Raw genomic sequence first — 13,424 nt, forward strand, 5'->3', positions numbered from 1 at the left:
ATCTAAAAGATATTTTTTTTCTGATTAATTTATTATAAAGAAATTTAATGCAGATTTGAGTATCTATCTCTCTAATAATTTTAAAGTATTTTGAGCTGGTATCTGAGGATGAAAGAAACGTTGATTTTTGAATTTTAAATTACAGAAATTAAATCTTTAATAAATAGTGTAGTTTAAAACTTTTTTTTAGACATTTTCGTCTAAAAACAGTAGTTTTATTAAAAAAATTTATATTTATCATGAAATGTTGTATAATAAATTAAAATCAAAGAGTTTAAGGGAGGAAAAATACAAGATGAAAAGACTATTTACATTTGCAGCCCTTGTAATGGCAGTATTTTTGATGAGTGGGTGCTCATATTTAAAAAAAATGGACAATGAGATGAATGCAGTGAAATATAATGATATAAGAGCTACTTTTGTAACCAGCCAGGGAGAAATAAATTTTTATCTGTATCCTGAGGCTGCACCGATCACAGTGGTAAACTTCATAAATCTGGCTCAGAGGGGCTACTACAATGATAATAAAATCCACAGAGCAGTGGACAACTTTATCGTACAAGCTGGAGACCCTACTGAAACTGGAAAGGGAGGGCCTGGATACACTATACCAGACGAGACAGTAAGTTGGCTTGATTTTTATCAGCAGGGTATGCTGGCGATGGCCAATGCAGGGCCAGGTACAGGAGGCTCACAATATTTTTTAACCCTTTATCCGGCAGATTGGCTTAATGGAAAACATACAATTTTTGGAGAGTATGTGGCTGATAAGGATTTTGAAGTGATGCAAAAATTGGAATACGGAGATGTAATAAAAGAGATAAAGTTTGCTGGGAATATTGACTTCCTACTTTCTTTATATAAAGATGATATAGAGAAGTGGAATAGTGTTCTTGATGAGAAATTTCCGAATCTAAAAAAATATCCAATTAAAAATCCTGAAGAATTTGGTGGGCAGGCAGCACAGTATAGAGAAGAGCTTGAAAAAATTTATGCTGTAAAAGAAGAAAAAACCAAAGAAAAAAAAGAAAGTTTAATCCCAAGATTTCTAAGATCAGTTGAAAAGAAATTCAAGGAGAAAAAATCTGGTACAGAAGACATATCTGGTAAAACTGATGATATCTATCCCATCGAGGATGGGGAGTTACAAATCTCAGGAGAGTCTTCTGATGGTATAGAGGGCGAAGTTGAGACAGATAATATAAATACTACAGAAACCGGTGAGAAAAGTTTTTGGCAGAAATTAAAGTTTTGGAATTAAAATTAGATATAAGAGGACCTGAAATTTTCAGGTCCTCTTTATTTAGTCAGCAAGACTTATTAGTATACTTTTGAAATTTTATCGAAAGAAAATCTTTTCTCTCTTGGAAAAAGTTTTTTTTCTTCATTGAAGTATCCCATTGAAATAAGCATTACCACAACCTTATCTTCAGAGATAGAGTAAAGTTCTTTTACCGCCTCTTCGCTAAAACCTATCATAGGGTGCGTAGACACGCCTTTAGATTTTGCCACAAACATAAGAGTCATTGCAAATAGAGAGGCATTTCTCACAGCATAGGCATTTTTTTTAACATCACTATTATAAAGTTTATTTTCACACATATCCATATAAGCTTGTAGAGACTCGCTGTTTAGAGTCTTATTTTTTATTTTTTCATCCCATATTGGATTTTCTCTTTTATATCCATTTTTTTTGCCTACTATAGCTATAGTAACAGGAGCCTCTAAAACTTTTGGCTGATTACATGCTTTTTCATAAAGTTCTTTTCGGGCTTCTGATGATTTTACTATTATTAGTTCCCATGGCTGGGTGTTGAATGCTGATGGAGCTAAAGTCGATAGGTCTATAATTTCCTTTATAAGATTATCAGCAAGCTCTTTGTTTTTATCAAAAAAAGTTGCAGATCTTCTTTCTTTTAATAATTTTTCAAATTCCATAGTTAATAACCTCCTAAAATTAAGTTGGATATGTGACTTTACCATTAAAAGGAGGTTTTTCCTTCGAAATTCAATATTTAAAAGTATAAAAAAAGCTGCCTTGAGAGGCAGCTAATTTCACGCTATGTGTTCAAATAATATTTTACATCCCATTCCGATTAAGATAAAGCCTCCTGCATATTCGGCCTTGTAGCCCAAAAGTTGTCCGGCTTTATTTCCCATGTATACTCCTGCAGAGGATATAATAAATGTGATTATTCCGATGATAAAGATTGTAGAATAAATATTTAATCCTGGAAGAAGAGAAAATGAAAATCCTACTGCTAAGGCATCAATACTGGTAGCAATACCTAGTAATATGATATTTGAAGAAACATCACATTTTCCTTCAGTTTCACACTTTTGGTTTTCCCAGGCTTCTAAGAGCATTTTCCCCCCAACAAAAGCAAGAAGTCCAAAGGCTACCCAATGCTCATATTTTGAAATCATGTCATAAAATAGTCCCCCTATAAACCATCCTAAAAGAGGCATAAGAGCCTGAAAAATCCCGAAGACAAAGGCAACTCTAAAAATATGATTTATATGGTTTTTCTTCAAGGCCATTCCTTCAGTAAGAGAAACGGCAAAGGCGTCCATCGCCAGACCTACGGAGATAAAAAAAAGAGTTGAAAAAGTCATATAATCCCCCTATAAATAAAATAAATAAAAATTTTTTGGTTTTAAAAGACAAGCTATAAAAATATTTTACTATAAAATCTTATCATAAACAATAAAAAATAGGATAAATAGTCATTTGGTGTATATAAAATCATGGATACCTTAATTGGAATTTTAACTATTTTTGGAGAAACTGCAGTTTTGGGGAAATAAATAAAAGAGATTTTTTATTGAAAATTAATGAGGAGCTGAATGATTATGAAAAAAAGAGTGTTGGTAGTGACAGGCGGTGGAGATTGCCCCGGACTAAATGCAGTGATAAGAGCAATTGTAAAAAGGGCCTCTCAGGAGAAAGATTGGGAAGTTGTCGGCAGTATACAGTCATTTAACGGGGTTTTAAAAGAGCCTGAAGAGATAGTTATATTAGACAAGAAGGCTGTTGCAGGGATACATTTCAGAGGAGGAACAATAATAGGTACTACAAACAAAGGAGGACCTTTTGCATGGCCTGTAAAAAAAGGGGATGGGACATGGACAACTGAGGACAGATCAGATAAGATGATTGAAAAATTGAAAGAGTTGGGTATAGAGGCGGTAATAAGTATAGGGGGGGATGGTTCACAAAAGATATCATATGAACTCTATAAAAAAGGACTGAACATAGTAGGAGTTCCAAAGACTATTGACAATGACCTTTTCTCTACAGATTATACATTTGGCTTTCAGACTGCTGTGCAAATTGCCACAGAATCGGTTGATAAACTGGTAACAACGGCTGCTAGCCACAACAGAGTGCTTATAATGGAAGTAATGGGAAGAGATGCAGGTTGGATAGCCCTTCATTCCTCTGTAGGAGGAGGAGCAGATGTGTGTATTATACCTGAGATACCATATGATCCGGTCAAAATTGTAAAGAGATTAAAGGAAAGGTTTGATAATGGGAAAGGGTTTGCACTTATCGTTGTAGCAGAGGGAGCTAAAAGAGTCGGTGGTGAGGTATACAGCAGGAAAAGCAATGAAGCTGGCTATGAAAACCCCATGCTAGGTGGTGTGGCCTATAAACTGGCAGATGAACTGAAAAAAGCAGGATGTGAGGAAGATATAAGAGTTACTGTACTAGGTCATCTTCAGAGAGGTGGGACACCTGTGGCCTTTGACAGGGTTCTTGCCACTGAGTTTGGTGTAAAGGCATTTGAATTGGTTCTAAATAAGGAGTATGGCAAGATGGTATCAGTAAAAAATTCTACAATAACATCTGTACCTATCGAGGAAGCCATATCAAATTATAAATTTGTAGGCAAAAATTCCTATTTAGTGCACACTGGAAGGTCTGTAGGAATATGTTTTGGAGATTGATATTGATAAAAACAAGTTCACCTCTATACGATCAACGTATAGAGGTGAACTTGTTTACTGACATAGAATTCTTTTAATTTTCATCGGTTCAATTCTAAAAGGTGATCCCTTTCCCTGGAGAAAATGATGTTTTTCTAAAAGATGCAATGAAAGGTCTGTATAGATAATAGTTTCTTCAGAGGAGATAAGTTTTAACTGCACAGTTACTTTTTCAAATATTCCGTCTTCAAATGGACATGGAAGGTTTCCTCTAGCCTCTATAGTCTGTACGATCCATTTATCTTCTATGGTAACAGGTTCCCCTAGAGCATGCTCTCCCTTGTGCATAAGATCCCTCAATAGATCTGACACAGTTTGAAATTTCATACCGAGTCTTATCATCTCTCCTTCATCTCTTGTGATTATTTCGTTTAAGTTTAGTTTTTCATCTCCTAAAAATCCTTCGGCTGTTATTTTCCCAGGTAGCATATTTGATTGAGCCTTTATCATATACGGGGTCATCTTCATTCTAAAAATCCTCCTTTCTATGCAAATTTATCATAATAAATTTTATCTTCAGAGATTCCGTTGCTGTCAAAAACTTCAATACAGGCATTTATCATTCCCGGACTTCCACAGAGATAGCCCTCTTTGCTTTCTATATGAGATGTTTTTTCTTTTAGATATTTATCCAAAATATCTGTTATGAGGCCAGTTTCTCCAGTCCATTTTTCATCTTCTTGAGGCTCAGACAAGGCTGGAATGAAATGAAAGTTTTTCCATTTTGCCTCTAGCTCTCTCATCTCCTCCAAGTAAAAAAGATCTTTTAAAGTACGAGCTCCAAAAAAGTACCAAACTTCCCTTTCTGTTTCGCCCTTTTCAAACATATCATATAAAATAGATTTAAAGGGAGCCATACCAGAGCCTCCTGCAATGCAGATCATAGCAGCATCGGTTTCTTGCTTTTGAAATTCACCGAAGGGACCTACAAGCTCTATTTTATCGCCTTCTTTGAGAAAATTATGAACCCATGTTGTGGCAATACCTCCTGGGACCAGTCTTATGAGCATCTCAATTTTGTTTTTATCAGAGGGACTAGAAGAGATGGAGTAGGCTCTTTGATTGTAGTCTTTAATTTTTCCGTAGGGAGGAACAATTAGCTGTATATACATTCCAGAAGTAAATTCGATTGTTTCCTCTCCTATATCTACAAGTACTTCCTTTATGTCGTGAGTTATGTTTTTTATACTTAGAACACTTCCTGTAAACTGCTTTACATTAAAAAGTTCTTCAGGGATCATGATGCTAAGATCTTTTTTTATTTTTACCTGACAGGCCAATCTAGTGTTATTTGCCCTTTCTTCATCTGAAAGATATGGAAATTCAGTCGGAAGAACGGGTCCTACATCTGTTTCAATTTGGCATTTGCAAGCTCCACAACTTCCTCGTCCTCCGCAGGCAGAGGGGAGGTATATACCTTCTGAAGACAAAGAGGAGAGAAGTGCTTCTCCGCCTTTTATTTCAAGCTCTTTTTTACCGTTGTTTATATCAATTTTTACATCTCCGTAGTTATTTACCACCTTATCAACTGCAGATATAAGGGCTGCCAATCCGCCGGCTATTGCCGCCACAGTCAGAGGAGCAATTAAAAAATCCATTAAAATACCTCCCTATTGAACGATAAGCATTCCAGAAAAACCTATAAATGCCATTGCCATAAATCCTATTGTGACCAAAGTAATGCCGGGCCCCTCAAGACCTGCAGGAACAGGTGAGTTTTTAATTTTCTTTTGTATTGCTGAAAGGGCCATTATAGCAAGCCACCAGCCTAATCCTGAACCAAAAGCATAGGAAGCTGTTTGAATAAAGCTGTAATTTCTTATTTCTATAAAAAGAGTCACACCCAGGATGGCGCAGTTTACTGTAATCAGAGGCAGAAATATTCCTAGGGCAATATAGAGGCTCGGAGAAAGACGATCTATTAGCATCTCAAGAATCTGTACTGTAGCTGCAATGACTACTATAAAAACTATAAATCTCAAATAAAGAAGGTCTAATGGAATTAGAATATATTTTAAAACTACCCAGTTTATCATAGAGGTAAGAGTAAGAACTCCTGTGACAGCCATACCGAGACCGTTTGATGATGTCATATCCTTTGATATTGATATAAAAGAACACATACCTAGGAAATTTGCAAGAAGTATATTACTTGTGAAAATAGAAGCCAAAAAAAGGGTAAAAGGATGTATATCAGGTATCATTTTTTTCCTCCATTTTTAATTAGTTTGTTTTGCGGGAATTTCGTTTTTTTCATCCTGTCTCATCATATTTGTTTTGACTATCCATATGAGAATACCAAGGATAAAAAATGCACTGGGAGCCATGACCATAATAGTCCAAGGAGTAAATTCACTGCTTAAGATTTTTATTCCGAACAAGGTTCCAAATCCCAATAGTTCACGAAAAAATGCTATGATCATAAGTACCCACATATATCCTATACCGGAAGTTATACCATCCCAAAAGGAGATGAGAGGAGAATTCGACTGAGCAAAAGCTTCAGCTCGACCCATTATAATGCAGTTGGTGATGATTAAACCTACGTATGGTCCGAGAGATTTGCTTATATCCGGAAGATAGGCCCTTAACATTATATCTACTATTATTACAAAAAATGCGATGATAAGAGTTTGCATTATCATTCTGACTTTTCTAGGTATATAATTTTTCAGAATGGAAACTGACAAGTTGCTGAAAGCAGTTACAAAGGTAACTGACACAGTCATTATAAAGGTATTAGTTAGATTGTTGGTAACTGCGAGGGTAGAACATATACCTAATATCTGAACAAAAACAGGGTTGTTGTTCCATATATTTTCCTTGGCTAAATTTTTAGCGGTATTCAAATCTCACCCCTCCTTTTTAAATTTCTCAGCTGTAAAAGCTTTTTATTGATTATATTTTCTACTGATTCACTGGTTCTAGTGGCTCCAGTTATCCCGTCAACCAGGCCATTATCTGAAACAGTATCCCCACGTCCAGTTCCCATAATTATACTTATGTTGTCTGGAACTTTTTCATCTCTAAACTGATTTAAAAACCACGATTCTTCTATTCTTCCACCTAAGCCTGGAGTTTCAGAATGAGATGTGATCTCTATTCCGATTATTTTATCAATGCTACTATTGACAGCAATGACACCAGAAATAGTTCCCCAAAGGCCTTTTCCTGAAATTCTCGAAAGGAAGATGTTTTCATTGTTTATCTTGGCAGTTAATACTTCCTTATCTTTGAAATCACCTCCAAAAATTTCAGAAAATTTAACCTGTGGATCTTCATTAGGGTTTAATTTTATTCCTGAGGCAGATAAATAGGCTCTTGTTTCAGAAATTTTTTGATGTCTTTTTACCCTTTCAGCCGTTCCTTCATAGGCGACAGCAAGAATAAATACAAAAACAAAAGTAATAATAAAGCTAAAGGTAACAGTATATATCAGAGAATCTTTTTTCATGACTTCACCTCTTTGACTTTTACTTTCCCTATGATTTCATCCATTAAAGGTGCAAAGGTATTTCCTAAAAGAATTGCAAAACTAGTTCCTTCTGGAAAAAGGGAAAAGCTTCTTATAAGGGCGACAGACAAACCTATGAGAAATCCGTAGAGAAAAAGGGAATTATTTTTTTTGGGAGATGAAACCGGATCAGTCACCATGAATATAGAGATAAAAAGGAGACTTCCTGAAAAAATACCATATAGGGGGTTAGCACCCAATCCAAAGTAATATAAAAAGGTCTGAACCATAAGATAACCGATCAAAGTTGCTCCCATGGATCTCCAGCTGGCTGTTTTGGTATAGAGGAGATATATTGCAGCAATTATTATCAGAATTCCTGAACTTTCACCTAGTGAACCGGGCCTAGTACCTAAAAGAAGATCTGTTATCTTTGGAATTCCCCCGTTTCTTAAAATTTCAAGGGGGGTTGCACCAGCTGTTCCATCTGTTAGTCCAAAATTTCCGGGAATAAGCCATTTATTTGCCATGTTGGGGAAAGCTATATATATAAAGAGCCTCCCTGTAATAGCTGGATTAAATATATTACGTCCAAAACCACCATAGGCCATTTTTCCCATAGAGACTCCAAATATTATTCCGATAGCAGCAATCCAAAGAGGTATTCCCGGTGGCATAGACAGAGAGTATAAAGCACATGTCACGAGAACGGCTTCGGTTACTTTTTTATTCCTTTTTTTTAGGAAGAAATATTCTGTGGTTATTCCAAAGAAAAAAGAAACAGCAATTAAGCTTATGGCTTTGAGGCCGTATAAATAAATGGATATAATAAAAATGGGTATTAGTGAGTACATTACTTTTCTCATCATTATTTGTTTTTGAAACACATATATCCCTCCAATTCAGTTATTAATTTTTATTTCTATATTAATAATTAATACATACAATTTGAAATATTCCTTTGAAAGTTTATAAATATTATTTTTAAGAACTTATTTAGATTGAATCAAATTTTAGCTGTACAAAAGTGAAAAAAGGAAATTTAAAAATAAAAACTAGAAATTTTCTTGATATTTATACAGTATTTAAGGCATAATTAAAGACGGGTGAAAAAAATAAAAAAAATGTTGACGCATGTTTTCAACTGTGATATTATACTCCTTGTGCACGAGAGAGCTGCACAGAGAAAAACAAAAGGACATTAGCAATTAAATAGAGAAGGAAGTCAAAATCGTCATCATAGATGACAAAGAAGTCCAAACAAGATTTGGACACAGTTAGGTGTTAATAATCTCGCAAGAGATTTAAATAAACTTTTTGAATGAAGAGTTTGATCCTGGCTCAGGATGAACGCTGACAGAATGCTTAACACATGCAAGTCGACTGGAATTCACCTTCGGGTGATAGTACGGTGGCGGACGGGTGAGTAACGCGTAAAGAACTTGCCCTCTAGACTGGGACAACTGTTGGAAACGACAGCTAATACCGGATATTATGGAACTGCGGCATCGTGGAACTATGAAAGGCTATATGCGCTAGAGGAGAGCTTTGCGTCCCATTAGTTAGTTGGTAGGGTAATGGCCTACCAAGACGATGATGGGTAGCCGGCCTGAGAGGGTGATCGGCCACAAGGGGACTGAGACACGGCCCTTACTCCTACGGGAGGCAGCAGTGGGGAATATTGGACAATGGACTAAAAGTCTGATCCAGCAATTCTGTGTGCACGATGAAGGTCTTCGGATCGTAAAGTGCTTTCAGGTGGGAAGAAGAAAGTGACGGTACCACCAGAAGAAGCGACGGCTAAATACGTGCCAGCAGCCGCGGTAATACGTATGTCGCAAGCGTTATCCGGAATTATTGGGCGTAAAGCGCGTCTAGGCGGCCTTTTAAGTCTGATGTGAAAATGCGGGGCTCAACTCCGTATTGCGTTGGAAACTGGAAGGCTAGAGTATCAGAGAGGTGGGCGGAACTACAAGTGTAGAGGTGAAATTCGTAGATATTTGTAGGAATGCCGATGGGGAAGCCAGCTCACTGGATGAATACTGACGCTAAAGCGCGAAAGCGTGGGGAGCAAACGGGATTAGATACCCCGGTAGTCCACGCCGTAAACGATGATCACTAAGTGTGGGGGGTCGAACCTCCGTGCTCAAGCTAACGCGATAAGTGATCCGCCTGGGGAGTACGTACGCAAGTATGAAACTCAAAGGAATTGACGGGGACCCGCACAAGCGGTGGAGCATGTGGTTTAATTCGACGCAACGCGAGGAACCTTACCAGCCCTTGACATCCCAAGAACTAGGCAGAGATGCTTAGGTGCCTTTTCGGAGGAACTTGGTGACAGGTGGTGCATGGCTGTCGTCAGCTCGTGTCGTGAGATGTTGGGTTAAGTCCCGCAACGAGCGCAACCCCTATCGTATGTTACCATCATTAAGTTGGGGACTCATGCGAGACTGCCTGCGACGAGCAGGAGGAAGGTGGGGATGACGTCAAGTCATCATGCCCCTTATGGGCTGGGCTACACACGTGCTACAATGGACAATACAGAGGGTAGCGATCCCGCGAGGGGGAGCCAATCTCAGAAAGTTGTTCTTAGTTCGGATCGCAGTCTGCAACTCGACTGCGTGAAGTTGGAATCGCTAGTAATCGCGAATCAGCAATGTCGCGGTGAATACGTTCTCGGGTCTTGTACACACCGCCCGTCACACCACGAGAGTTGGTTGCACCTGAAGTAGCAGGCCTAACCCGTTTACGGGAGGGATGTTCCTAAGGTGTGATTAGCGATTGGGGTGAAGTCGTAACAAGGTATCCGTACGGGAACGTGCGGATGGATCACCTCCTTTCTAAGGAGCACAGACGACCTTCTCTATTTATTTGGTATTGTTCTTTCCTGTAAAGGTTTGAATAATTACTGAGATGGACATTGGAAACTATATAGTAGAGAAATCAACATAAAATTTTTTTTCTGAAGAAATTTTCGAGGATGGATTTATTTCATTCGAAGTAAAATTTGTCAAGAAAGAGAGTTAGCTGATGAACAATTTAGGTTAAGATATTAAGGGCACACGGAGAATGCCTAGGTAACAAGAGCCGATGAAGGACGTGATAAGCTGCGATAAGCTGTGGTTAGCTGCAATTGAGCATTGATCCGCAGATTTCCCAATGGGGCAACCTGCTAGATTGAAGATCTAGCGCGAAAGAGGTAAGTGGGTGAACTGAAACATCTAAGTAACCCGAGGAAAATAAAGTAAAAACGATTCCCTAAGTAGCGGCGAGCGAACGGGGATGAGCCTAAATCAATACAGTGTCAAGGATGTAGCCGTTGCTGTATTGGGGTAGTGGGAAGAACGCCTGGAGAACTACAAGGTATCCGGCAATTTTAAAGACGTAACTGGAAGGAATTGGAAAGTTCCGCCGTAGCGGGTGATAGCCCCGTACAGGTAAACTCTTTAAGTTGTGTGTTCTCTCCCGAGTAGCACGGGACACGTGAAACCCTGTGTGAATCTGCGAGGACCATATCTCGTAAGGCTAAATACTCTTGTTAACCGATAGTGAATAGTACCGTGAGGGAAAGGTGAAAAGAACCCCGGGAGGGGAGTGAAATAGAACCTGAAACCGTGTGCTTACAAGCGGTCAGAGGTCTTCGGACTGATGGCGTGCCTTTTGGAGAATGATCCTGCGAGTTACGATCAGTGGCAAGGTTAAGTATAACGGAGCCGTAGGGAAACCGAGTCTGAATAGGGCGATACAGTCGCTGGTCGTAGACGCGAAACCTGGTGATCTATGCCTGTCCAGGATGAAGCTGTGGTAAGACACAGTGGAGGTCCGAACCCACCGTCGTTGAAAAGCCGGGGGATGAGGTAGGTATAGGGGTGAAAAGCCAATCGAACCAGGAGATAGCTCGTTCTCTCCGAAATGCATTTAGGTGCAGCCTTAAGCGTTCAACTATGGGGGTAGAGCACTGAATGGTCTAGGGGGCGTACCGCTTACCGAAATCAATCAAACTCCGAATACCATAGTTCTAGAGCTTAGGAGTGAGACTATGGGTACTAAGATCCATGGTCAAAAGGGAAACAGCCCAGACCACCGACTAAGGTCCCTAATTATAGCTAAGTGGGAAAGGAGGTGGAGATTCTGTAACAACCAGGAGGTTGGCTTAGAAGCAGCCATACCTTTAAAGAGTGCGTAATAGCTCACTGGTCGAGAGTCTCTGCGCCGACAATGTAACGGGGCTAAGCTATAAACCGAAGTCGTGGAATTCAACTTTTAAGTTGGATTGGTAGGAGAGCGTTCTGTAGGCCGTTGAAGGGGAACTGATAAGGGACCCTGGAGGTATCAGAAGTGAGAATGCAGGAATGAGTAGCGAGAAAGGGGGCGAGAATCCCCCTCGCCGGAAGAACAAGGGTTCCAGGGTAAAGTTTGTCTTCCCTGGGTAAGCCGGGACCTAAGCCGAGGCTAGATTGCGTAGGCGAATGGAAAGCAGGTTAATATTCCTGCGCCGGTTATAGTTTGTGATGGAGGGACGCAGAAGGGTATGCGCGCATGGCGACGGTTGTCCATGTGCAAGCATGTAGGGTGACTTGGTAGGAAAATCCGCCAGGTTATATCTGAGGTGTTACGCGGAGTCTTCGGACGAAGGCGCAAATCCCACGCTGCCGAGAAAAGCTTCTAAACGTTAAATTATAACCGCCCGTACCCGAAACCGACACAGGTGTTCAGGGTGAGAAACCTAAGGCGTACAGGCTAACTCTCGCTAAGGAACTCTGCAAAATGGCCCCGTAACTTCGGGAGAAGGGGTGCCACTGATTGTGATAGTTACAAGCGAACTAAAGCGATTGGTGGCCGCAGTGAAGAGTCTCAAGCAACTGTTTAGCAAAAACACAGGTCTATGCTAAGCTGAAAGGCGATGTATATGGGCTGACACCTGCCCAGTGCCGGAAGGTTAAGAGGAGGAGTGAGAGCTCCGAATTGAAGCCCCGGTGAACGGCGGCCGTAACTATAACGGTCCTAAGGTAGCGAAATTCCTTGTCGGGTAAGTTCCGACCTGCACGAATGGTGTAATGACTTGAGAGCTGTCTTGGCGGGAGGCCTGGTGAAATTGTACTACCGGTGAAGATACCGGTTACCTGCAGTAGGACGGAAAGACCCCATGAAGCTTTACTGTAGCTTGGTATTGGGTTTTGGCATTACGTGTATAGGATAGTTGGGAGACTATGAAGGCATGGCGCTAGCTGTGTGTGAGTCGCTGGTGGAATACCAACCACGTAATTTTGAAATTCTAATCTGTGCTTTGTACGCATGGAGACAGTGCTAGGTGGGCAGTTTGACTGGGGCGGTCGCCTCCGAAAGAGTAACGGAGGCGTTCAAAGGTTCCCTCAGGTTGGATGGAAATCAACCGAAGAGTGCAATGGCATAAGGGAGCTTGACTGCGAGACTGACAGGTCGAGCAGGTGCGAAAGCAGGACATAGTGATCCGGCGATTCCGAATGGAAGGGTCGTCGCTCAACGGATAAAAGCTACTCTGGGGATAACAGGCTGATTTTGCCCGAGAGTCCATATCGACGGCAAAGTTTGGCACCTCGATGTCGGCTCATCGCATCCTGGGGCTGGAGAAGGTCCCAAGGGTTGGGCTGTTCGCCCATTAAAGCGGTACGTGAGCTGGGTTCAGAACGTCGTGAGACAGTTCGGTCCCTATCCACTGCAGGCGCAAGAGTATTGAAAAGATCTGTCCTTAGTACGAGAGGACCGGGATGGACAAACCTCTGATGTACCAGTTGTCACGCCAGTGGCACAGCTGGGTAGTCACGTTTGGAACGGATAACCGCTGAAAGCATCTAAGCGGGAAGCCAGCTTTGAGATAAGTACTCTGTTCTATATGAACTAAGACACCTTCGAGACTAGGAGGTTGATAGGTTGGGGGTGTAAGGACCGTGAGGTTTTTAGCTGACCAATACTAATATGTCGAAGTCTTAACCTAAATCTA

General features: G+C 40.2%; 9 protein-coding genes, 2 rRNA genes and 1 pseudogene. 4 read left to right on the plus strand and 8 right to left on the minus strand.

Annotation, left to right across the window (positions count from 1 at the left end):
- Nucleotides 1-295 precede the first annotated feature (295 nt).
- A pseudogene (locus ILYOP_RS10175) lies at nt 296-1,069 on the plus strand (peptidylprolyl isomerase); the annotation flags it as partial.
- A 251-nt stretch (nt 1,070-1,320) separates the two neighbouring features.
- Here ILYOP_RS10175 and ILYOP_RS10180 read toward each other — a convergent pair.
- Both ILYOP_RS10180 and ILYOP_RS10185 read right to left on the minus strand, forming a co-directional pair.
- Nucleotides 1,321-1,938: a nitroreductase family protein gene (locus ILYOP_RS10180; protein ID WP_013388431.1), complete on the minus strand. Its 618-nt coding sequence runs from the start codon at nt 1,936-1,938 to the stop codon at nt 1,321-1,323.
- Between the two features lie 117 nt (nt 1,939-2,055).
- Nucleotides 2,056-2,616: a manganese efflux pump MntP gene (locus ILYOP_RS10185; protein WP_013388432.1), complete on the minus strand. Its 561-nt coding sequence runs from the start codon at nt 2,614-2,616 to the stop codon at nt 2,056-2,058.
- A gap of 237 nt (nt 2,617-2,853) precedes the next feature.
- Between ILYOP_RS10185 and ILYOP_RS10190 the strand changes: the two genes are divergently transcribed.
- Nucleotides 2,854-3,951 (plus strand): 6-phosphofructokinase, encoded by a 1,098-nt coding sequence (locus ILYOP_RS10190; protein WP_013388433.1) that lies wholly within the window; start codon nt 2,854-2,856, stop codon nt 3,949-3,951.
- Nucleotides 3,952-4,005: 54 nt separating this feature from the next.
- Here the strand turns inward: ILYOP_RS10190 and ILYOP_RS10195 are convergent, their stop codons facing one another.
- The 6 genes from ILYOP_RS10195 to ILYOP_RS10220 are packed head-to-tail and all read right to left on the minus strand — an operon-like array spanning nt 4,006 to nt 8,331.
- Entirely contained in the window at nt 4,006-4,458 is a 453-nt protein-coding gene (locus ILYOP_RS10195; RefSeq protein ID WP_013388434.1) for a hypothetical protein, read from the minus strand.
- A 17-nt stretch (nt 4,459-4,475) separates the two neighbouring features.
- Nucleotides 4,476-5,588: an NADH:ubiquinone reductase (Na(+)-transporting) subunit F gene (locus tag ILYOP_RS10200; RefSeq protein WP_013388435.1), complete on the minus strand. Its 1,113-nt coding sequence runs from the start codon at nt 5,586-5,588 to the stop codon at nt 4,476-4,478.
- A 12-nt stretch (nt 5,589-5,600) separates the two neighbouring features.
- Nucleotides 5,601-6,194, minus strand: a complete 594-nt coding sequence (locus tag ILYOP_RS10205; protein WP_013388436.1) for an NADH:ubiquinone reductase (Na(+)-transporting) subunit E — start codon at nt 6,192-6,194, stop codon at nt 5,601-5,603.
- A 15-nt stretch (nt 6,195-6,209) separates the two neighbouring features.
- On the minus strand, nt 6,210-6,839 hold the full coding sequence (locus ILYOP_RS10210) for an NADH:ubiquinone reductase (Na(+)-transporting) subunit D (RefSeq protein ID WP_013388437.1): 630 nt from the start codon (nt 6,837-6,839) through the stop codon (nt 6,210-6,212).
- A complete protein-coding gene (locus ILYOP_RS10215) occupies nt 6,836-7,444 on the minus strand; it encodes an FMN-binding protein (RefSeq protein WP_013388438.1) in 609 nt (202 codons plus the stop codon). Before ILYOP_RS10215 ends, ILYOP_RS10210 begins: the two co-directional genes overlap by 4 nt.
- Nucleotides 7,441-8,331, minus strand: a complete 891-nt coding sequence (locus ILYOP_RS10220; protein ID WP_013388439.1) for an RnfABCDGE type electron transport complex subunit D — start codon at nt 8,329-8,331, stop codon at nt 7,441-7,443. The genes ILYOP_RS10215 and ILYOP_RS10220 overlap by 4 nt, the downstream gene beginning before the upstream one ends.
- Before the next feature lie 431 nt (nt 8,332-8,762).
- On the opposite strand from ILYOP_RS10220, the gene ILYOP_RS10225 reads away from it, so the two are divergent.
- Nucleotides 8,763-10,284: ribosomal RNA gene (locus ILYOP_RS10225) — 16S ribosomal RNA — on the plus strand.
- 202 nt (nt 10,285-10,486) lie between these two features.
- Nucleotides 10,487-13,418, plus strand: a 23S ribosomal RNA gene (locus ILYOP_RS10230).
- The 16S and 23S rRNA genes sit together here, the layout of an rRNA operon.
- Nucleotides 13,419-13,424 lie beyond the last annotated feature (6 nt).

This window comes from Ilyobacter polytropus DSM 2926 (assembly GCF_000165505.1).
GTDB classification, from domain to species: Bacteria; Fusobacteriota; Fusobacteriia; order Fusobacteriales; family Fusobacteriaceae; genus Ilyobacter; species Ilyobacter polytropus.